General features: G+C 70.8%; 16 protein-coding genes. 8 read left to right on the forward strand and 8 right to left on the reverse strand.

Annotation, left to right across the window (positions count from 1 at the left end; all coding sequences use genetic code 11):
- Positions 1-82: 82 nt before the first annotated feature.
- The 4 genes from J2853_RS14930 to J2853_RS14945 all read right to left on the reverse strand — a co-directional run bounded on the left by J2853_RS14930 (position 83) and on the right by J2853_RS14945 (position 2,389).
- Complete coding sequence (locus J2853_RS14930; protein ID WP_307558306.1) at positions 83-1,312, reverse strand: epoxide hydrolase family protein; 1,230 nt, start codon at positions 1,310-1,312, stop codon at positions 83-85.
- Positions 1,309-1,776, reverse strand: a complete 468-nt coding sequence (locus J2853_RS14935) for a MarR family winged helix-turn-helix transcriptional regulator (RefSeq protein WP_307558308.1) — start codon at positions 1,774-1,776, stop codon at positions 1,309-1,311. The genes J2853_RS14930 and J2853_RS14935 overlap by 4 nt, the downstream gene beginning before the upstream one ends.
- A gap of 86 nt (positions 1,777-1,862) precedes the next feature.
- Positions 1,863-2,054 (reverse strand): response regulator transcription factor, encoded by a 192-nt coding sequence (locus J2853_RS14940; protein WP_370879266.1) that lies wholly within the window; start codon positions 2,052-2,054, stop codon positions 1,863-1,865.
- A complete protein-coding gene (locus tag J2853_RS14945) occupies positions 2,042-2,389 on the reverse strand; it encodes a hypothetical protein (protein ID WP_307558310.1) in 348 nt (115 codons plus the stop codon). Before J2853_RS14945 ends, J2853_RS14940 begins: the two co-directional genes overlap by 13 nt.
- 409 nt (positions 2,390-2,798) lie before the next feature.
- On the opposite strand from J2853_RS14945, the gene J2853_RS14950 reads away from it, so the two are divergent.
- Entirely contained in the window at positions 2,799-3,410 is a 612-nt protein-coding gene (locus tag J2853_RS14950) for a class I SAM-dependent methyltransferase (protein WP_307558312.1), read from the forward strand.
- A gap of 22 nt (positions 3,411-3,432) precedes the next feature.
- On the opposite strand, the gene J2853_RS14955 is transcribed toward J2853_RS14950, so the two are convergent.
- Both J2853_RS14955 and J2853_RS14960 read right to left on the reverse strand, forming a co-directional pair.
- Positions 3,433-4,071 carry a response regulator transcription factor gene (locus J2853_RS14955; protein WP_307558314.1) on the reverse strand — a complete coding sequence of 213 codons (639 nt, stop codon included), beginning with the start codon at positions 4,069-4,071 and terminating at the stop codon, positions 3,433-3,435.
- Complete coding sequence (locus J2853_RS14960; protein ID WP_307558316.1) at positions 4,068-5,519, reverse strand: GAF domain-containing sensor histidine kinase; 1,452 nt, start codon at positions 5,517-5,519, stop codon at positions 4,068-4,070. The genes J2853_RS14955 and J2853_RS14960 overlap by 4 nt, the downstream gene beginning before the upstream one ends.
- 166 nt (positions 5,520-5,685) lie before the next feature.
- Between J2853_RS14960 and J2853_RS14965 the strand changes: the two genes are divergently transcribed.
- Entirely contained in the window at positions 5,686-6,405 is a 720-nt protein-coding gene (locus tag J2853_RS14965) for an MFS transporter (RefSeq protein ID WP_307558318.1), read from the forward strand.
- Between the two features lie 60 nt (positions 6,406-6,465).
- On the opposite strand, the gene J2853_RS14970 is transcribed toward J2853_RS14965, so the two are convergent.
- Positions 6,466-8,736 (reverse strand): LLM class flavin-dependent oxidoreductase, encoded by a 2,271-nt coding sequence (locus tag J2853_RS14970; RefSeq protein WP_307558320.1) that lies wholly within the window; start codon positions 8,734-8,736, stop codon positions 6,466-6,468.
- Between the two features lie 103 nt (positions 8,737-8,839).
- On the opposite strand from J2853_RS14970, the gene J2853_RS14975 reads away from it, so the two are divergent.
- Positions 8,840-9,358 (forward strand): MarR family winged helix-turn-helix transcriptional regulator, encoded by a 519-nt coding sequence (locus J2853_RS14975; protein ID WP_307558321.1) that lies wholly within the window; start codon positions 8,840-8,842, stop codon positions 9,356-9,358.
- Positions 9,359-9,509: 151 nt separating this feature from the next.
- On the opposite strand, the gene J2853_RS14980 is transcribed toward J2853_RS14975, so the two are convergent.
- Positions 9,510-10,010, reverse strand: a complete 501-nt coding sequence (locus tag J2853_RS14980; RefSeq protein WP_307558323.1) for a carboxymuconolactone decarboxylase family protein — start codon at positions 10,008-10,010, stop codon at positions 9,510-9,512.
- Between the two features lie 47 nt (positions 10,011-10,057).
- Here J2853_RS14980 and pdxR point away from each other — a divergent pair, with 47 nt between their 5' ends.
- From pdxR to J2853_RS15005, 5 genes are all read left to right on the forward strand, one after another.
- Positions 10,058-11,488: a MocR-like pyridoxine biosynthesis transcription factor PdxR gene (gene pdxR / locus J2853_RS14985; RefSeq protein WP_307558324.1), complete on the forward strand. Its 1,431-nt coding sequence runs from the start codon at positions 10,058-10,060 to the stop codon at positions 11,486-11,488.
- A 229-nt stretch (positions 11,489-11,717) separates the two neighbouring features.
- Positions 11,718-12,488 carry a GNAT family N-acetyltransferase gene (locus J2853_RS14990; RefSeq protein ID WP_307558326.1) on the forward strand — a complete coding sequence of 257 codons (771 nt, stop codon included), beginning with the start codon at positions 11,718-11,720 and terminating at the stop codon, positions 12,486-12,488.
- Positions 12,489-12,716: 228 nt separating this feature from the next.
- The gene (zwf, locus tag J2853_RS14995; RefSeq protein WP_307558328.1) at positions 12,717-14,117 is read left to right on the forward strand and encodes a glucose-6-phosphate dehydrogenase; all 1,401 of its coding nucleotides are present in this window, start codon (positions 12,717-12,719) and stop codon (positions 14,115-14,117) included.
- 201 nt (positions 14,118-14,318) lie between these two features.
- Positions 14,319-15,953 carry a glucose-6-phosphate isomerase gene (pgi, locus tag J2853_RS15000; protein ID WP_307558330.1) on the forward strand — a complete coding sequence of 545 codons (1,635 nt, stop codon included), beginning with the start codon at positions 14,319-14,321 and terminating at the stop codon, positions 15,951-15,953.
- Positions 15,954-16,814: 861 nt separating this feature from the next.
- Complete coding sequence (locus J2853_RS15005) at positions 16,815-21,662, forward strand: non-ribosomal peptide synthetase (protein WP_307558332.1); 4,848 nt, start codon at positions 16,815-16,817, stop codon at positions 21,660-21,662.
- The last annotated feature ends 3 nt before the right edge of the window (positions 21,663-21,665 follow it).

Consider the following 21,665-nt stretch of genomic DNA (forward strand, 5'->3'; position numbering starts at 1 on the left):
GGAAGGATGCCAGCCCCTCGTTCCCCCGGCCAAGGCGTTTTCCGAGCCCGGCGCCCGTACCGCGTGAACGCCGGGTCGGCGGCTATCGGCGTCCGCGGAAGGTCCGGCGCAGGTCGTCGACCCACTCGTTGGGTATCTCCCAGGGGATGAAGTGTCCGCCGTGGTCATGGGCGGTGATGTTGACGTGGTTGTACCAGGCCGCGCGGTCGCTGTTGAGGAAGTGTTCCACCCGCTGCTCGTTGGTGGTGACGCCCGGCGGGTTTTCGAAGTCGACGAAGGTGACGCCGGTGGGTGCCTCGATGACCGGCCGGCGGTTGTGCACAGGCTGCCAGGGGTAACGGTTGTTGTTCGCGTAGGTGCGGATCGAGGTGGCGATCGTGTCTCCGGCCCAGTAGATGGTGGCGTGGGTGAGCAGGTCGTCTTTGGTGAAGACGTTCTCGATGTCGCCGTGATTGTCCGACCAGGCGGCCCAGCGTTTCAGGATCCAGGCGAGCATGCCGACGGGTGAGTCGGTGAGGCCGTAGCCGAGCGTGGCGGGGTCGAGCACGTGCGCGGCGAGGTGGACGGCGAACCGCCTGTCCAGCTCCACGATTCGCCGGCGGATGTCGGACGGGAGCTCGTCGGGGATGGGGTGGCCGCCGGAGAGGTCCCAGGCGCGGTCTCCGTTGAACATGGTGAGCTTCTGCGCGGAGCCGATGTGGATGGCGAGGAGCTCGTCGGCGTACTTGTGGCCGAGCTGTCCGGTGACGAGTGCGCCGACGTCGCATCCCGCCGCCGCGTACCTCCGGTGGCCGAGGACGCCGGTCATGAGCTCGTGCCAGATGTCGGCGATCTTCCAGAAGTTCATGTCGGGATGGCCGGTCAGCGGGGTGGAGAATCCAAAGCCGGGCAGGGAGGGCACGATGACGTCGAACGCCTCGGCCGGGTCGGCGCCGAACGCGCCGGGGTCGGCCAGCGGGTCGACGACCTTGGACCAGTGCCAGAACGTCCACGGCCAGCCGTGGGACAGGATGAGGGGCGTGGGGTCGGGACCGACGCCGGGCTTGCGCATGAAGTGCACGGGCACGCCGCCGACGTCGACCTTGTAGTGCTGGTAGGCGTTGATCGCCGCTTCCGCCGCGCGCCAGTCGTACTCATTGATCCAGTACTCCACGAGTTCCTGCAGGTAAGTGCGCCGCAGGCCGTAGTAGCCGTCCTCGTTGCCGGCGTCCGGCGGCCACCTGGTGGCCTTCAGCCGGGCGGTGAGGTCCTTGAGCACGTCGTCCCGGACGTGGATCGGAGCCGGCCGGAGGGGGAAGGACGCGTCTGTCATGAGTCGGCTCCCAGGTTGTCGCCGGATGTGGCGAGTTCGATGACGCGGCGCAGCGCGGGAACGGAACGTGCGATGGCGTCGCGCTGCTCGTCGTCCATATCCGCGATGAGCTGCCCGAGCCGGGTCACCCGGTTCGCGTGGCGTGCCCGCACGACCTCGGCCCCGGCGTCCGTCAACGCCACCAGGACGGCCCTGCCGTCACTGGGATCGGGGCGACGCTCGACCAGGCCGTCACGTTCCAGACGGCTCACGAGGCTCGTGATCGCCGGCTGTGTGAGCTGCTCCGTCGTGGTCAAGGCGGTCAGTCGCGTAGGCCCCCGCCGGGACAGCGTGTGCAGCACCGACAACGAGCTGAAGCCGAACTGCTGCACCGTCGGAAGTCGGATGAACAGCGTGTTGAAGTCTTCGATCACCGTCGTCAGCTCGTCGACGTTCAGCCGCTGCCCGCCCGTTCCTGTCTCCACCCGCGAAACTGTATCCATAATTTATATAAAAAGGCAATGTAGATTGCGGGGTGCGCACCGCCGGCCGCGGTCGCGCTCCGCCGGTGTCAGGCCGAGTCGGTCAGGTCGAGCGTGGTGAGTTCGCCGCGGGAGGCGACGCCGAGCTTGGGATACGCCTTGTAGAGGTGGTAGCCGACGGTGCGAGGACTGAGGAACAGCTGAGCGGCGATGTCCTTGTTCGACAGGCCCTGCGCGGCCAGCCGGATGATCTGTAGCTCCTGCGGGGTCAGTCGACCCACAGGGCGCCCCGCATGGGCACCGTGCCCGACAACGCGTCGGCGGTGAGTTCCCGAAACCGCCTCTCGTCGCCCTGTACGGCGGAAAGGTAGGCCAGGACGCTCTTGAGGTGAATGACCCATTGGTGCTGGCCGGTGCCCTCGGCGATGCGCAGCGCCGTACTGGCGGTGGCCGTCGCGTCGTGATGGCGTCCGTCGTGGAGGAGCTCGGCCTGGGCCAGGAAGAACAGCAGCATCGGCAGGACGCCGATGCTTCCCTCGGCGCGGCACTGCGCGGCCAGGTGTATGGCCGCCGGGCGGCGAAGACCAGCGCTTCGCGGGAGGAACGATCCAACCACTGCGCGTCGTCGAAGAGGCACAGCACCGGCCCGTCCTCGGCGACCTCCGCCAGGAGCGAGAGCACGGCGAGCCCGACGAGCAGCCGATCCGTCCCGTCCGCGTGGGCCAGTCCGAACGCCCCCTCCAGCGCGCGCCGCTGCGGCTCGGGCAGCGCGTCTCGCCCGTACACCATGCGCGAAACAGTACCTATCAAGATTCGATCATGACCAGCCGAACAGCCCAAGGGTGACGGATTCCCCGCCCGGAAGAGCTCCGTACGTTTGTGACCGGCAGGAACACGACCCGGAGCGCCGGAGGAGGGAACTCCGCGAGATGTCTCCCGTTGTTCACCCTGGACCCGTGATGACGGTGATCGCGCTGTTGGCACCATGAGCGTACGAATCGGGCGGCCACGACCCTGGAGCACACATGGTGAGACCGACCGGCCCCGGCCTTGAGGCTTCCGCGAGCACGTCCCTGCTACACGAGTTCCTGCGATCGCCGTTGCTGACCGCCACGGTCGCGCCGAGTTCGCGACGGCTCTCCGCGCAGATGACCGTGCCGATCCCCGAGCGCGGAGAACCGACGATCGTGGAGCTGGGCCCCGGCACCGGGGCGTTCACCCGGTTCATCCAGGATCGCCTGGGCGGCCGGGGCCGCCATCTCGCCATCGAGCTCAACCCGCGCCTCGCCGGGTTCCTCGGCCGCCGCTTCCCCGGCGTCGAGGTCGTGCACGCGAGCGCGGCCGACCTGCTCGCGTTGATGGCGGAGCGCGGCCTGTCCGCGGACGTCGTGGTCAGCGGGCTGCCGTGGGTCGCGTTCCGGCCGGCGGCGGGCGTGCCGTTGCTGCCGCTGGTGGCCGGCTCGCTGTCCCCCGGCGGCGTGTTCACCCAGTTCGCCTACACCTGGACCCGGTGGGCGCCACCCGCGCGACGGCACCTCCGTGACCTTCACACGACGTTCGAGGAGGTCGTGCTGAGCCGGACGGTATGGCGCAACCTGCCCCCCGCCCTGGTGTACCTCGCCCGCCGCCCCCGGTGACGCGGCCGCTTCCCGGTCCCGCTCACTCGCCGAGGCCGGCGGAACGCGCCCGGACGATCGCCTCGGCCCGGCTGGCGACCTGCAGTTTGGCGAAGATGCTGGAGATGTGGTTGCTGACGGTGTTCGGCGCCAGCCTGAGCCGGGTGGCGATCGCGGGATTGGCGAGGCCGGTGGCGATCAGGCCGAGCACCTCGTGCTCTCGCGGGGTCAGCTGGGGGAACGCGGGCTCCTCGCGCCGGGGGGCGGTGAGGTAGGTCAGTGCCCGGCGGGCGACGCCGGTGCCGAAAATGGCCTCACCGGCGGCGACGGCGGCGATGGCGCGGATCATGTTGTCGGGGTCGGCGCCTTTGAGCACGTATCCGAGCGCGCCGGCCCGCATCGCGGCGAAGACGGAATCGTCGTCTTCGAACATGGTGAGCATGAGCACGGCGACGGCCGGAACGACCCGGGCGATCTCTCTCGTGGCCTCGATCCCGGTCATGCCGGGCATCTGGATGTCCATCACGACGACGTCGGGTCGCAGCGTCACCGCGGCACGCACCGCCTCCGTGCCGGTGCTCGCGGTTCCGACCAGCTCGTAGCCGTCGACGGCGGACAACAGCGCGCGCAGTCCTTCCCGGACGACGGCGTGGTCGTCGGCCACGACGATTCTCAGGGTCATGCCGGTCCTCCGATTCCGTCGGGGAGCGTGATGCCCGACGCCGGTCCGTCCGAGGCGGTCGCGAGAGGAAGGTGAACGTCGACCCGCCCGCCGCCGCGGTCGTGCCGGATCGTACAGCGCCCGCCGAGTTCCGCCGCCCGTTCCCGGATCGACGTCAGCCCGACGCCCGGCCTCCAGTCGCCGCCCGCGTTGGCGCCGTCGTCGTGGACTCCCACGTGCAGCGTGTCCGGGTTCATCGTGAGGGTGACGACGGCGGTGGACGCCCCGGAGTGCCGGGTGACGTTGGTGAGCGCCTCGGTGACGATGCGGTAGGCGGCGACTTCCACCGCGGCGGGCAGTTCGGCCATCGGTTCGGGCGCGTCGACGGTGACCTGGAGCGGCGCCGCGTCGGCCCGCCGGGACAGCACCGTCGCGTACTCGCGCAGCGCACCGACCAGGCCCATGCTGTCCAGCGCGGGTGGCCGCAGGTCGTACACGAGCCGGCGGCGTTCCTCCTCCCGGGCGCTGATGACCCGTTCCCGGGACCGTCGCAGTTCCTCCGCGAGGATGCCGGCGTGCACGGCGACGGCGATCGGCGCGGCGAGCAGGCCGATTATCCGCTCGTCGCTCGGGTCCAGCCTGAACTCTCCGGAGCGCAGGCCGACGACGAGCTCACCGAGCCTCTCGTCGCCCTGACCCAGCGGGGTCGCGTGCAGCGCGGCCGGCGCCTCGCCGTACGCCACGATCTGCGTCCCGCGGAGCACGATGGCGGCCGAGGGGAGGCGCATGACCCGGCACAGCGCCTCGAGAATGCCGGCCAGCCCGGTGCCACTGGTCGTCCCGACCTCACCCAGTCGCGCCCCGACCTCGGCGAGCGCGCGCACCGGATCCTGCCTGGCGCCGTAGACGGCGCGGTCCACGATGTGCTGCAGCCATACGCGCACCGGGTTGAACCCCATCGCGATCAGCAGGGTGGCCAGCACCGAGGGACCGAGGGCGACCTGTTCGCGCAGGACCTGCTCCAGGGCCGCCACCATCGCGAGGTAGACACCGACCACGCCGGCGGTGAGCAGCAGGTAGAGCAGCGATCTGGAGAACACGAGCCGGATGTCGAGCAGCCGGTGACGCAGGATCGCCACGCTGATCGACAGAGGCACCAGGGCGATCGGAAAGATCGTGAGCACGCTGTCCGGCAGCAGGGGATCCAGCGCGAACAGCGTCAGGACGATCAGCAGTGCCAGCAGCAGCCAGCCGATCGGGTTGGCCGGGCGGTGCACGGCGATGGGCAGGCCGGCCACCGCCAGGGCCAGCCCGATCGTCGCGTTCGTGACCACCAGCAGGTCGAGCAACCGCTCCCAGTCGAGACTCGACGCCGCGCCGGCGATGGCGGCCGTGGCGACCTCGGTCAGCGCGATCCCGAACAGCACCCCGGCGGCGATCATGGTGCGCCGTCGGCGCGAACGGGTCATTGCTTCATCTTCCCGGCGATCACCCCCAGCCGAGTAGTGGCGGGCCACCATTTCCCGCCGGTGATGCACCCGGCCGGCCCGAGGGTCTGCCACCTGTGAGGTGGTCCACTCCCTGCCGCAGGCTGAGCACCGATCCCTTCACCGGCCCGGACCCGAGGAGTCGACCATGTCCACCGACCAGAGCCCCACCACCACCGACACCGCCGCCGGCAGACCGCCGCGAGACCTGCGCCGGTTCTGGCGTGTCCTGCTGGCCGTCGTCGCGCCGTTGCCCATGCTCGCCCTGGCGATCCACACCCTGCTGAGCCCTGTCGCGGGCGGCACCGGGTTCAAGGACACGGTGGCCGCGTACGCGGCGCACCGGCAGCTCGCGGATTCCCTCCAATGGGTGAACGCGGTGTTCGTGATCGGTCTCGTCCCGGCAGCGTTCGCGGTGGCGTGGGTGTCCCGTCGCGGAGCCCCGAGGCTGGCCACCGCGGGGGCCCTCCTGTCGCTGTCCGCTTTCCTGTCGGCCTTCCCGACGCTTCCCGACGACAACACGCTCGCGCTTCTCACCGTGCAGGAGAAACTCGACCTCACCACCGTCGAGAAGCTGGACCAGGCGCTGTGGGCCACGCCCCTGGTCTCGATCACCTCCGGTCTTTTCATCCTCGGGCTCACGATCGGCCTGGGCCTGCTGGGGGCGGCGCTCTGGCGCAGCCGGGTCGCTCCCGCCTGGATGGGCATCGCGCTCATGGTCGGCGCCGTCACCCACCCGTTCATCCCCGGCCAGGTGGGTGCCGCCGCCGGCCTGGCGATCGGCGCCGTCGGCTTCGCCGGAGCCGGTGTCGCCCTGCTGCGCACGCGCGACGACGACTTCGACCTGCCCCCCTCCCGGCACATGTGACCCGGACCGCCGCAAGGGCGCCATGCCGTCCCGGCGGGCGGTGTGGCGCGCGGGACACCGTCAGGGCGCGGGTGTGATGTTGAAGTTGCGGTTGAAGACCTCGTCGGGATCCCACTCGGCCTTGAGTTCGCGCAGGCGGGTCAGGGCCGGCTCAGGGAAGGCGTCGAGCAGGCGGCCCGGGTCTGTGCCCGTCTCGAAGCTCAGGTACATGCCGTCGAGGTGCGGATACAGTCGCGCCCAGTTCGCGTCCAGGCCGGCCACCTGGCTCGGTGCCGACGCGGCGAGCACGGAGAAGTTCTGGGTGCGGTGCGACCACGCCATGGCGTCCCCCGGGACGTCGCTCACCGCGCCGCCCATCGAACGGAACTGCACGACCATGATGTCGCCCGACCTCATCATCGCTTCGACGACCTCGGCGGCCTCCCTCGTGAGGTGCTCGATCAGGCCGCTCCGCGTGTCCGCGAGGCCGTGGCCGCGGTGCTCGTTCTCTGCCGGGGCGACGGTCAGGTGGTACGGCACGAGTTGCGCCTGCTGGTCGATGACAGGCCCGGCGCCGAGGAACGGGCTGAGGGCGTTCTGCGCGTCCTCGACGTCGTCGCCCGCGTACACGAGTGTGATCTGAGCGGTCACCGCTCCCCCGCCCCGAGCCGGGAACAGCGACAGGAAGCTCGTGATCTCACGCGGGGCGGCCTCGACCAGCCGTCCCCATTCGACGAGGAAGTCCGCCGTCTCGCTCGCGTCGGCGACGATCGTCGCGTAGGCGACGTTCCCGACCTCGTAGGCGTCGAGTTCGAACGCCGTCACGACGCCGAAGTTGCCGCCCGCGCCGCGGATCGCCCAGAAGAGGTCCGGATGGTGGCCGGCGTCGACGCGGAGCCTGCGGCCGTCGGCGACGACGATCTCGGCCGCCGTGACGTGGTCGATGGTGAGGCCGTGCTTGCGGGTCAGATAGCCGATCCCGGCGGCCGTCGCGAGGCCGCCGACGCCGACGTCGCCGTAGTCTCCCGAGCTCATCGCGAGGCCGTACGGCGCGAGCGCGCGGGCGACGTGTCCCCAGCGTGCGCCCGGCTCGACGCGGACGCGCCCGGTTTCCCGGTCGAGCACCTCGACGGCGTTCATCTTCGACAGGTCGATGACGACGCCGCCGTCGTTGGTCGAGCGGCCGCTGATGCCGTGCCCGCCGCTGCGCACCGAGATCTGGACGTTCTGGCCGCGTGCGTAGGCGAGGGCCTCCACGACGTCGTCGGCGTTCTCACAGCGGATGACCAGCGCCGGCGATCCGGTGCGGGTGTAGGTGTGGCGCACGCCGTCGTAGGCCCGGTCTCCCGGCTCGACGACCTTCCTCGCGAGTGATTCCGGGAGGGCGTCGTAGTCGATGGTGTCGTGCCGCCTGGCGAGCACGGTCGCCGGGCGCTTCGGCCCGGTGTCCGCACCGGCCCTCGCGCGCTCGCGGGCGACCTCCTCGCGGAGAGCGGGCCCGACCTCCTCGCCGAAGGTCCGGATGACGTCCGGGTCGTCCTGGCCGATGAGGAAGGCCGAGAAGCCGTGGTCGAGCACCAGGGGGAGCAACTCCTCCACCCACTGTTTCGGCGGCCCCTGCAGGTATCCGCGTCCGGCCGGGGAGAAGCCCACCCGGAGGAGGTTGAGCAACCGCCGGATCGCGCTCGGGTCGCGGCCCGCGGCGAGAGCGGCGTCATCGATGATCTGGTTCGACTCCGTCACCCCGGGAGTCCGGATGTACTCGAGCGTCGGCAGCCATCCGTCGGCCTTGCGTCCCGTGAGGCGCAGCATCCGCGGCTGGTAGGCGCCCAGCCAGACGCCGATGTCGTGCGCGGGACGGGGTCCGCGCTTCATCTCCGGGATCGAGTAGTGCCTCCCCTCATGGCGCAGGGGGCCGGGCTCGCGGTCGTTCCAGACGCCCCGGATGATGTCGATCGCCTCGTCGAGCGCCTCGATGTTCTGGCCGGTCGTCATCCGCCGGCCGCCCATGCCCTGAACGGCGTCGGGGAAGGCCCCCGCGCCGAGACCCAGTTCGAACCGGCCCTCCGACAGGAGATCGAGACTCGCCGTCGCGCGGCCGAGCACGGCGGGCGGCCGCAGCGGAAGGTTCATGACGTTCGCCGAGACGTGGATGCGCCGCGTCTTCGCCGCGACCCAGGTCAGCAGGGTGTAGGTGTCAAGGAAGTCGGCGTTGTACGGATGATCCTGGAACATCGCGACATCCAGGCCGGCGGCCTCCGTGAGTTCGGCCAGCGCCACGGCCTGGGCCGGGTTGTGCGCCGAAGGGGTGATGAACGTGCCGAACAACAGGTCGTGTCCGTAGTCAGGCATTAAAAGGCCCTCGATATCGTGTTGCCATGCAGCTAATCTTTCCTCCAATCTATATTAGAGACAACATATCTACTAACCAACACATTCCTGGTATCCTGCGGACATGACGGAAGACCCGGCCGACGCGCTCCCGGCGGGAGAGCAGGCCGCCGGCGCCAACCTGGGCTGGTCCCTCGGCATGGTCCTGCGCGCGTGGCAGGAAGAGGTCGGCGACGTGCTTCACGGCATGCCGGGAAGCAGCAGGGGCTACCACGTGCTCTCGGCCGTCGCCCATGGCGGGCCGCAGAGGCAGAAGGCCCTGGCCGAGCGCCTCGCGATCGACCGCACCGTGCTCGTCTACCTCATCGACGACCTCGTCGAGGCCGGCCTCGTCGAAAGGCGGCTCGACCCGCAGGATCGGCGTGCGCGCCGGATCGTCGCCACCGAGCGCGGACGGCGGGTCCTGGCCGAAGCGGAAACCCGCGTCTCGGCCGCGGAAGAGCGCATCCTCGACGGAATCTCGCCCGCCGACCAGGCGGCCTTCCACCGGATCGCGACGCGCGCGGCGACGAAGATCCGGGAGACGTCACCCGGAACGGACCCGTGCGTCGCCGCTCGATCGGTGCTCGACACACCGGCCTGACGCAGCGGCCCGTCACCGGACCTCGACGGGGTGGTCGATCCGGAGTGGTGAAGACGGCGCTGGTCGGCCCCTCTCGCCCAGCGCTCGCCGCCTGCCTCCGGACCCGCCCCCGATGCCCCCGTAACGATCATGCGGGGCCGCCCGGCCGGTGTCAGGCGCCCGGCGTGTGGTGGCCGGGGACCATCCGGGTGGACACCCCGAAGCGGTTCCACGCGTTGATCGTCGTGATCGCGACGATGAGCCGGGCCAGTTCGGTCTCGTCGAACTCGTTCGCGGCCCTCGCGTACACCTCATCCGGGACGAAGCCGTCCGTGAGCACGGTGATCGCCTCGGTCAGCTCGATCGCCGCGACCTCCTTCGCCGTGTAGAAGTGCCTCGACTCCGTCCACGCGTCGAGCTGGATGATCCGCTCCGCCGACTCGCCGGCCGCCAGCGCGTCCTTGCTGTGCATGTCCAGGCAGAAGGCGCAGTGGTTGAGCTGGGACGCGCGGATCTTGACCAGGTTGAGCAGGGTCGGCTCGACGCCCTGCCCGGCGGCCGTGTCAAGACGGATCATGGCCTTGTACGCCTCGGGGGCGAGCTTCGCCCAGTCAAGGCGCGGGGCGTGTTCCGGGAGGCGCTCCTTGCTTTCGTGCGTTCCGTTCGTTGTCATATCCGCAACGCTACGCGTCCAGTGGCACTGGGATATGGTCCATTTCCATGACGAATTCCCGGGCCAATTCCGCGTCCGCCCCGTCTTCCCCGTTCGGTGTCGACCTGCATCTGGAACCGACCGGATCCGGGCTGCGCGCCGGGCTCGCGGGCGCCCTGCGGGAGGCCGTGCGCACGGGACGCCTGGTGCCCGGTACCCGGCTGCCGTCGTCCCGTTCGCTCGCCGCCGATCTCGGCGTCGCCCGTAACACCGTGGCCGACGCCTACGCCGAACTGGTCGCCGAGGGCTGGCTCACCGCCCGGCAGGGTTCCGGGACCCGGGTGGCCAAGCGGGCCGAGCCGCGCAGGGCCGCGCCCCCTGCGAGACCGGCCCGGCACCGTCCCACGTACGGCCTGCTGCCGGGTTCGCCGGACCTCGCGGATTTTCCCCGCACACAGTGGCTCGCCGCGGCCCGCCGCGCTCTGACCGCGGCACCGCACGACGCCTTCGGCTACGGCGACGCCCTCGGCCGGATAGAGCTGCGCACCGCCCTCGCGGACTATCTGGCGCGGGTCCGCGGGGTGTACGCCGAGCCGGAGCGGGTCGTCGTCTGCTCCGGTTTCCACCACGGTCTGGCGCTGATGGCGCAGGCGCTCAGGGCGCGGCGGGTACGGGCGGTGGCCGTCGAGTCGTACGGCCTCGACATCTATCGCGACCTGCTGACCGGCGCCGGCCTGCGCACCCCGCCCCTCCACGTCGACGAACACGGCGCGCGCACCGGCGACCTGGCGCGGCTGAGCGGAGTCGGCGCGGTGCTGATGACACCGGCGCACCAGTTCCCGACGGGGGTCGCGCTGCGCTCGGACCGGCGTACGGCGGCCGTCGACTGGGCGCGTGCCACCGGCGGGCTGATCCTGGAGGACGACTACGACGGGGAGTTCAGATACGACCGCCAGCCGGTGGGCGCCCTGCAGGGCCTCGACCCGGAGCGGGTGGTGTACTTCGGCACGGCGAGCAAGTCACTGGCGCCGGGGCTGCGGCTCGGCTGGATGGTGCTGCCGGAGGAACTGGTCCCGGAGATCCTCGCGGCCAAGAGGCACTTCGACTACATGTCGAGCGCGCTGGAGCAGCTGACGCTCGCGGAGTTCATCGCGTCGGGCGCGCACGACCGCCATGTGCGCTCGATGCGGCTGCGCTACCGGCGGCGCCGCGACCAACTGGTCGCGGCTCTGGCGCGGCGGGCCCCCGGCGTCCGCGTGACCGGGATGGCCGCCGGGCTGCAGGTGGTCCTCGAACTCCCGCGCGGGACCGAGCGCTCGGTCGTCCAGGCGGCGGCCCGGCAGGGCCTGGCGGTCAGCGGAATGGCGCAGTTCCGCTACGAGGTGGCCGGCTCCGGCCGGCGGTTGCCCGAGCAGGACGCGCTGGTGGTCAACTACGCGGCTCCCTCGGACAGCGCGTGGGCGGGCGCGCTGGACACCCTGTGCGGGGTCATGCCGTAGGCGGGACAGCCTCCCGGGGGCGATCATCGGGCCCGGGCGCCGGCCCGCACGAACGACGCCCGGGTGGCCGCCCTTCCGGCGCACGGCGACGAGGGGCGTTCCCGCCAGGGGCGTCCCTTCGCCGGCGAGGTTTTTGGTGGTCTTCGGCGCGTGCTTCAGGGGTGGTTTGGATGGGCCAAAATCGACATATGTCCAATTCTTGATGGTTTTCGGAGGTATGTACGTGTCGATGCCCTCTGCCGTGAGCAGCCCGGAATTGGTGAGGGGCCTGCAGGAGAGAGCGGCCCGGGCCCTTCCGGCGGAGCAGGTCAAAATTGTCGAGGGGTGGTGGCTGCGCCATGCCCCCGGCCGTTCCTGGTGGGTCGGGACGGTGCTGCCGCACGGTGACGCCGAGCCGGGCGAACTGGTGCGCAGGGTCGTCGAGGCGGAGGAGTTCTACGCCGGCCACGACACGGCCACGCGGGTTCAGATCAGCCCGGGAGCGTGCCCTGAAGGGCTCGGCACCCTCCTGGCGGAGCGTGGCTATCGCCGCCGGAAATCGGTGTCGTTGCAGGTGGCGTCGACCGCGCGTGTCCTGGGGCAGGCGCCGGCGGGCTCGCCGCGGGTTCGGCTGCACGACCGCCCGACCCGCGCGTGGTTCGAGACCTGGCACGCCGTGCACGGTCACGGCGGCGACCCCCGTTCCGAGTGGGACATGCTCGATCGGGTGGAGCTGCCGTGCGCCTACGCCTGCGCCATGATCGGGGACGATGTCGTCGCGGTGAGCCGCGTGGTCGCCGACACCGGCTGGGCGGGAGTGTTCGGCATGGCCACACTTCCCGGGGCGCGCGGGCGGGGCACGGCCGGCGGCGTGCTCGCCGCGCTGGCCGGCTGGGCCGGCGCGCACGAAGCCGACCGCATGTATCTCCAGGTGGAACACGACAACCTCCCGGCTCTCCGGCTGTACGAGCGGACGGGTTTCAGCGAGGTATGCGGCTACCACTACCGCACCGCGGACTGAGTCCCCCTTCGGACACGATCACAGCCGCTCATCGACCCGGGTGCCGTACGGTGCCCGGGTTCGTGAAGGCCGGATCCGCGACCGTTCGCAGATGGCAAAGGTCAGGTCCGCGCTGCCCTGACGCGGCGTGAGACCACGGGGGCGGTGGGTATAGAAGCCCCCTAGACCCCGGCCGGTCACCCGGCACGCGAAGGCGTCGTCCTGGCGTGGCGCGGGGGGAGGGAAATCGTGAACACGACCACGACCGCACGGTCGGGGCAGGTCCTGGTGGTGTACGGCATCGCCGGCGACCTCGCCAAAAAAATGATCATTCCGGCGCTGTACCGACTGGCCGGCCGCGGCATGCTCGACGTCCCGGTGATCGGTGTGGACCGCGGCGACCTCGACCCGGCCGGGCTGCGGCGACACGTCCACGAGAGCGTCGCGGCCGCGTACGGCCAGGTGGACGAGAAGGTGCTCGGCTCGCTCACCGAGAAGCTGGGCCTGGTGGCCGGCGACGTGACCGACGCCGCCACGTTCGCCGAGATCGGGCGGCGGATCGGGGACGACGCGTTCGCCGTGCACTATCTCGCCATGCCGCCTCCGCTGTTCGTGCCCACCGCCCGCGGGCTGGGCTCGGCGGGGTTGAACACCCGGGGCCGGCTGGTGGTGGAGAAACCGTTCGGCCAGGACCTCGCCTCCGCCGAGCGGCTCAACACCGAGTTGCACCGATACTTCCCCGAGGAGCGGTTGCTGCGCGTCGACCACTTCCTCGGCAAAGAATCCGTCGAGAACCTCTTGGTCTTCCGGTTCGCCAACAGCATCCTCGAACCTGTCTGGAACCGGTCCCACATCGCCGCCGTGCAGATCACCATGGCCGAGGCGTTCGACGTCGCCGAGCGCGGGGCGTTCTACGACGCGGTCGGCGCCCTGCGGGACGTGGTGCAGAACCATCTGATCCAGGTGCTGACCTACCTGGCCATGGACCCTCCGGCGGATGACGGCGCCGAGGCGGAGCGCGACGAGAAGCATCGGCTGCTGCGCGCGATCCGGGCCGTCGCCCCGGAAGACGTGGTGCGCGGCCAGTACACCGGCTACCTCGACACCCCCGGGGTGGCCGCCGGTTCGACCACCGAGACCTACATCGCCCTGCGGCTGTGGATCGACAACTGGCGCTGGGCGGACGTGCCGTTCGTGATCAGGGCGGGCAAGGCGCTCGCGGTGACCGGCACCGAGGTCGTCGTCGAGTTCCGCCCCCCGCCGCGCATGCTCTTCCTGCCCGCCGACGCCGCCCGCCCTCAGCCGAACATCGTGCGGTTCCGGCTTGAGCCCGACCCGGGTGTCACCTTCGAGCTGCTCGCCAAGAAACCGGGTGAGGCCAACGCCACCCGGGAGGTGCCCGTCTCCGTCGACTTCGCGACCGCGCTCGGCAGGACGGAGAGCGCCTACGAGCGGATCCTGTCCAACGCGCTCTCCGGCGACCCCCGCCACTTCGCCCGCGAGGACAACGTGGAAGAGGCCTGGCGCATCGTCGATCCCGCCCTCGGCCACCAGCCGCCGGAGCCGTACGAGCCCGGCGGCTGGGGACCGCCCACCGCCGACCGGCTCGCCCTGCCCGGCCACTGGCTCTCCCCGGAAGTACGTCCGTGAGCCCTCGGCCGACCGACGAACGAGCACGGTGGAGCGCGGTGGATCGCGGTGCCCGGACGGGTGCCGCGGGCCCCTCGGATACGCGTGCCGTCCGCGGGCAGGGAGCATGGGTGTGCTCTCATGAGGAGGGTTCCGCCCCGTGCGTCCCGCAGGACCTGACCCGTCCCGCGGCTATTCCCACAGCTACCGGAGGACCTGCCGATGCCGACCATCCCGCTCCGTGACCGCGCCTCGTGGAAGGCGCTTGAGCGGCACCACGCCGAGATCCGCGATCGCCACCTGCGTGAGTTGTTCGCCGAGGATCCCGGACGCGGCGAGCGAATGACCGCTGAGGCGTCCGGGCTGTACCTCGACTACTCGAAGAACCGTGTCACCGGCGAGACGATGCGCCTGCTGACCGAGCTCGCGCGGGAGTCCGAGGTCGAGCAGCGCAGGGACCTGATGTTCCGGGGCGAGCCGATCAACACCTCCGAGCACAGGGCGGTGCTGCACGTCGCGCTGCGGATGCCGAAGGACGCTTCGCTCGTCGTCGACGGGACCGACGTCGTCGCGGAGGTCCACGGGGTGCTCGACCGGATGACCGACTTCGCCAGACGCGTGCGCTCCGGCCAGTGGAAGGGCCACACCGGAAAGCCGATCAAGAACATCGTCAACATCGGCATCGGGGGTTCCGACCTCGGGCCGGTCATGGCCTACGAGGCGCTGCGCCACTACGGCAGGCACGACCTGACGTTCCGGTTCGTGTCGAACGTCGACTCCACCGACTTCGTGGAGGCGACCCGGGACCTGTTCGCCGACGAGACGCTGTTCATCGTCTGCTCCAAGACCTTCGGGACGCTGGAGACCCTCACCAACGCCCGATCGGCGCGCGACTGGGTCATCGGCCAGCTCGGCACGGACGAGGCGATCGCACGGCACTTCGTCGCGGTGTCCACCAACGCCGAACGGGTCGCGGAGTTCGGCATCGACACCGCCAACATGTTCGGCTTCTGGGACTGGGTCGGCGGGCGCTACTCGATGGACTCCGCCATCGGCCTGTCCACCATGGTCGCGATCGGCCCGGAGCACTTCCACGAGATGCTGGCCGGCTTCCACGAGATGGACGAGCATTTCCGCACGGCCCCGCTCGCGGAGAACCTGCCCGTGCTCATGGGGCTGCTCACCGTGTGGTACACGGACTTCTTCGGGGCACAGACCGTCGGCGTCATGCCGTACGAGCAGTATCTGAAGCGGTTCCCCGCCTACCTCCAGCAGCTCACGATGGAGTCGAACGGCAAGCATGTGACCCGCGACGGCGACCCCGTCGACTACGACACCGGACCGGTCTACTGGGGTGAGCCCGGCACGAACGGCCAGCACAGCTTCTACCAGCTCATCCACCAGGGCACGCGGCTGATCCCGGTCGACCTGATCGGATTCGGCGCGAGCCTCAACCCGCTGCGCGACCACCACGACCTGCTGATGGCCAACGTCTTCGCGCAGGCGCAGGCGCTCGCCTTCGGCAAGACCAGGCAGGAGGTCGAGGACGAGGGCACCCCGGCGGACGTCGTGCCGCATCGGGTCATGGAGGGCAACCGCCCCACCAACGTGCTGCTCGCCGAGCGGCTCACCCCGCACGTGCTCGGCGCTCTCGTGGCCCTCTACGAGCACAGCGTGTTCACCCAGGGGACGATCTGGGGGGTCGACTCCTTCGACCAGTGGGGCGTGGAACTCGGCAAGGTGCTCGCCGGCCGGATCGCCCCCGAACTGGAGAGCGACGCCGAGCCGGAGCTTGACCACGACTCCTCCACCAACGCCCTCATCCGCCGTTACCGGGGGATGAAGAACCGGGGGTGACCCCCACCCCGCTCGTGATCTCACGGGCGGGGACGACGCTTCGCCGGGCACGTCCGGCCCTTGAAGGGCCGGACGTGCCCGCGGTCGTTTCCGGGGAAGGCTCGGGTCAAGCACCGCCCGGCATGCGGTTCCGTCGTGTGAAGGCCCGCCGGTGTGCCGGGCGCCTCACGGAGCGGCGCGCCCCCGGCTCCGTGGTGCCCTCGTCCGCGCGGGCCTTCCGGCGGTCTCCCTCGATCCGTGGAAAACGGCCTGTTGGAAGGCTCTGCCACGCGCTTTAAGCCGTTTCCAAGTCATCTGCAAGACAAAACCCACAATATTAGTCCAGCAACGTCTTCTCACAAGAAAATGAGGAATGCCCTGCGAAGACGACACTAGACACCAAAATTGGTGATATCGCCCATCTGGATACATTGCCCCGATCGGCATGGATATCCATGAAAGTTCACCGAACGCGATCGAAGGCGGTCGAATGACCGTCGCGATGGCGGCACTTCGGCCTGCCCGAAAGCCGCCGGCCCCAAATCCGATCGGCCGTCCCCGCAACCTCCCGCGGCCGCCTTCCCCCGAGAGACCGACGATCCACCACCGATGAGCTTCCTGCGCAATGTCATGTTTTGACCGAAAAAAGTGATTAATTACATATGGTCGACATGTCGTTAAGTGCGACCTTTAATCCCTCGACATCCACGGGGTGCCATATATCGCAAGGTAGTCGAAATGCTACTCAAAGGTAATTATACCCAACTAAATCTCATTAGGGTAAAAAAGCGATTTTGGCCTACCTAAGTCGGGCTCTCTTTGTCACTCTTGCCCGCGTATGACCCATGCATCCTTTTCCGAACACCAAGATGGAGATCGTAGTTGGCTGGCAACCTTGCACTGCTCGAACCGGTCCACAAGGCCTTCGAACAGCAGGTGCGACGAACCCCCTACCGCACAGCGATCATCGCCGGGGCGGCCCGCACGACCTACACCGGCCTCAACGTCCAGGCCAACCGGATAGCCCACGAACTCATCTCCCGGGGAGTCGGGCCGGGCTCGGCCGTCGGCGTGTGCCTGAACCGCGACGAGACGCTGATCGCGGCGCTCCTGGGCGTCTGGAAGACCGGCGCCGCCTACGTGCCGCTGGACTCGACCTACCCGGCCGACCGTCTGGAGTTCATCATCGAGGACGCCGGGGTGTCACACACGGTGACCTCCGCGGCGCTGTCGGAGCGGCTCCCCGAGCGCGGCCTCATCCTGACGGACATGATCGACGACCGGCTGTGGAACGATCCGAATTTGCCGAGCGACCCGTCTGATCTGGCCTATCTCATGTACACCTCCGGCTCGACCGGCCGCCCCAAGGGCGTCGCCATCGAGCATCGCAACGTGATGACGCTGCTGCGCTGGGACGCCGACCACTTCACCGCCGAGGAGCTGTCCGGCTTCCTCGCCTCGACCTCGGTCTGCTTCGACCCGTCCGTCCCCCAGCTCTACCTGCCCCTGCTGCTGGGCGGCACGGTGATCATGGCGGAGAACCCCCTCGCGCTGCACACCCTGCCCGCCAGGGACGAGGTCACGATGATCAGCGCGGCGGCCTCGGCGCTGACCGCGCTGCTGCGGGAGCCCCTGCCCCCGGGTGTGCGCACGGTGCTCTCCAGCGGCGAGCCGGTGAGCCGGGCGCTGGCCGACCGCGTCTTCGCCAACCCCGGCGTGCGGCGCATGGTGAACCTGTACGGGCCGACCGAGTGCACCGTGCACTGCTGCGCTCAGGAGATCCCCAGGGACGGGACGGACGAGCCGCCGATCGGCACGCCGTACGCCTGGTCGGAGCTGTCGGTGCGCGGCACCGGCGGCGAGGCGCTCGGCGACGACGAGCTCGGCGAGCTGTGGGTGGCCGGTCCGCTGGTCGGCCGGGGCTACCTGAACCGGCCCGAGCTGACCGCCGAGCGGTTCGTGACCGACGCCGAGGGCGTGCGCCACTACCGCACCGGCGACCTGGTCCGCAGGAAGGACGGGCTCTACTTCTACGAGGGGCGGATCGACGACCAGGTGAAGGTCGCGGGCTTCCGCGTCGAGCTGGGCGAGGTGCAGGGCAGGCTGGTGCGCCACCCGCTGGTGAACCATGCCGTCGTGCTCGCCCCCACCGACGAGGAGGGCACCCGGCGGCTGGTCGCCTACGTCGAACCGGCCGGTCCCGGCCTCGACGACGGGCGGTTGCGGTCCTGGCTGCGCGACTGGCTGCCCGACTACATGATCCCTTCCAGGATCGTCTTCCTCGACACCATCCCCGTGGGTCCCACCGGGAAGGCCGACCGCTCCCGCCTGCCCGCGGTGACGTTCTCCTCCGTCCAGGGCTCCCCCGCCCCGGCCTCCTCCGCCGCGGGCGCGACCGGGACCGCGTACGCCGCCCCCCGCGACGAGACCGAGCGCCGGCTCGCCGCCATCACCGCCGAGGTGCTCGGCGTCGAGCGGGTCGGCGTCCACGACCACTTCCTCGACCTGGGCGGGCACTCTCTGGCCGCCGCCAGGATCTGCGCCAGGATCGCGCAGACCCTCGGGGTCCGCGTCCCGCTGACGACGTTCCTGGCGCGGCCCACGATCGCCGAGCTGGCGTCGTACGTCGCCGAGGCCGCTCCGTCCGCCGTGACGCCGCTGATCCGCCATACCGGGCGGACCGGCTATCCGCTGACCGGCACCCAGCTCGGCATGTGCCTGATGCGCGAGGTCAGCCAGAACCCCGGCGCCACCGCCATCGCCTTCCGGCTCGGGCTGCGCGGCCTCACCTCCGCGGAGCCGCTGCGGGCCGCGCTGGACGCGATCGTGCGCCGCCACGAGGCCCTGCGCTCCGCCGTCGTGGACAACGTGACCGTCCAGGTCGGACCGCCGGTGCCGGTGCCGCTGGACGAGCACCGCCCGGCTTCGGCGGAGGAGGCCGACGAGCTTCGGCGGGCCGCGGTCGCCCATGACTTCGACCTCTCCCGGGAGTCGCCGCTGCTGCGGGCCACCCTGCTGTGGTCAGGGCCGGACAGCGCGGAGCTGGTGCTCCTCACCGACCACAGCGCGTTCGACGGCTGGTCGCTGGGGGTCGTCATGCGGGAGCTCCTCGACGAGCTCACCCGTCCCGGCAGCGTCCCGGAGCCGGCGTTCCAGATCGGCGACGTCGTGCTGCGCGAGCAGGCGGCCGCCGGAGACACCGAGGCGTTGCGGGCCTTCTGGGCCGAGGAGCTCGCTGGAACGGTCCCGCCGTACGAGCTGCTGCCCCGCCCGGACGACGGCCTCAGCCACCTGCGCGGCGAGCGCCTCGTGCGCCGGATCGACCCGGCGACGACCGCGCGGGTCGCCGAGCTCGCGGCCGACTGCGGCGCCACCCCGTTCACCGTCTACCTGACAGTGCTCGGCATGCTGGTCGCCGGGCTGACCGACCGGCGTGACGTCGTCCTCGGCGCCGCCGTGGCCGATCGCGCCGAGGAGGGCCTGGAGGCTGTGATCGGCCTGCTGGTCGACGTGGTCCCGGTACGGCTGCGTCTGGAGGACGGGCTGACGCTGCGCGCGGCCGTACGGCACGCGGGAGCCGTGACCGTCCGCGCGATGGACCACCGCGCGCTGCCCGGGCGGGAACGGACCGAGGTCAGCGGCATCGACCGCCCGCCCGGCGCGGTGCTGACGCCCGTCACGCTCTCGATCCAGCCGTCGGAGATCCCTCTCCGCCTGGAGCGCGAGGGGGTGGGCGTGGACCTGATCGGCGAGCTGGACGCGGGCAGCGCCCAGGCGCCGCTGATCGTCTACGTCAACGACACGGTGGCCGGGTCCGAGTTCCAGGTCGAGTACGACACGGAGCACCTGGACCGGGCCGGGGCCGAGATCCTCACCGACCGCCTGGTCCGCCTGCTGGCGGACGCGCTGGCCGACCCCGACCGGCCGCTGTCGGCGTTCGAGGTGGTCGGCGCCGAGGAGCGGGCGGCGCTGCTGGCGGCGGGAACCGGCGTGCCGTTGCCCGCCGGCGCGCCGCGGACCGTGGTGGAGGCGGTGCTGGAACACGCCGAACGGCACCCGCACGCCCCGGCGGTCGTCGACGCCGACGGCGTCCTCACTTACCGCGAGCTGGTCGACCGGTCGCGGCGGGTGGCCGCGGCGCTCGGCCCGGCGGCCGCGGGTGCCTGTGTGGGCGTGTGCCTGCCCCGCGACCGTCATCTCCCCGCGGCGTTGCTGGGCGTGCTGCTCGCCGGTGGCGCCTACGTCCCGCTCGACCCCGGCCATCCGCTCCAGCGGCTCCGCCATCAGGTCGACGACTCCTCCACCAAGGTGATCATCGCGGCGGGCGAGGGACTGGCGGTGGCCGCGAAGCTGGGCGGCACCGTCGTCGACCTGGCCGAGTCGTCGGCGGAGGCCGTACAGGACGGGGTGGATCCCGGTGACCTCTCACAGGTGGAACCCGGCGACCTCGCCTACGTCCTCTACACCTCCGGCTCCACCGGCAGGCCCAAGGGCGTCGAGATCACCCACGCCAACCTCGCCGCGTTCGTCGCCTCGATGACGATCGCCCCGGGGATCAGGCCCGGCGACGTGATGCTCGGCCTGACGCCGTTCTCGTTCGACGTGTTCGGCTTCGACCTGTGGGTGAGCCTGTGCCACGGCCTGCGGCTGGAACTGCTGGGCAGTGACGACACGCTTGACGGGCGGGCCGTCGCGCGGCGGATCGAGGAGGCGGGGGTCACCCTGATGACCGCGACCCCGACGACGCTGCGCATGCTGGTCGCCTCCGGCTGGCGCGGCGGGGACGTGCGCGTGGTCAGCATCGGCGAGGTGCTCGACCCCGCCCTCGCCGGTGACCTGCTGGAGCGGGTCGCCGAGCTGTGGAACGCCTACGGCCCCACCGAGACCACGATCTACTCCACCATGATCCAGGTCACGGCCCCGGTCGGCGACCAGGTCTCGATCGGCACGCCGTTGGCCGGGGAGCGCGCCTACGTGCTCGACCGGGCGGGCCGGATGCTGCCCGCCGGGACGCCCGGCGAGCTGTGGATCGGCGGCGCCGGCGTGGCCAGGGACTATCGGGGCCGGCCGGAGCTGACCGCCGCGGCCTTCGCCGAGGACCCCCTGGGCGGGCGCCGCTACCGTACCGGCGACCTGGCCCGCTGGCGGCCCGACGGCACGCTCGACTTCCTCGGCCGCCGGGACCAGCAGGTGAAGGTCCGCGGCCACCGGATCGAGCTGGGCGAGATCGAGACCGCGCTCCGCGAGAGCGTCGCCGACGCGGCCGTGACCGTGCACGGCGGCGACCACCTGGTCGGCTATCTCGCCGCGCCACCGGAGACCGACACCGGCGAGCTGGAGCGGCGCCTGAGCTCCCGGCTCCCCGACTACATGGTCCCCCGCCGCTGGATGCTCCTGGACGCCCTGCCCGTCACGGCCTCCGGCAAAGTGGACCGCACCGCTCTGCCCGACCCCGGCGACGAGGCCTCGCGGGTGCCGCCGAGCACCGAGGCCGAGCTGCTGGTCGCCGAGGTGTGGGCCGCCGTGCTGAACCGCTCCGGTCTCGGCGCGCGCGACGACTTCTTCGCCCTCGGCGGTCACTCCGCGACCGCCGCCCTCGTGGCGGCCCGGCTGAGCGACGCCCTGGGCCTGCGGGTGCCCGTGCGCCTGCTGTTCGAACGGCGGACGCTGGCCGACTACGCCGTGCGGCTCGAATCCCTGCTCCTGGCCGACCTGGAGGCGGGGTCATGACGA

The organism is Streptosporangium lutulentum (assembly GCF_030811455.1).
In the GTDB taxonomy this organism is placed as follows: Bacteria; Actinomycetota; Actinomycetes; order Streptosporangiales; family Streptosporangiaceae; genus Streptosporangium; species Streptosporangium lutulentum.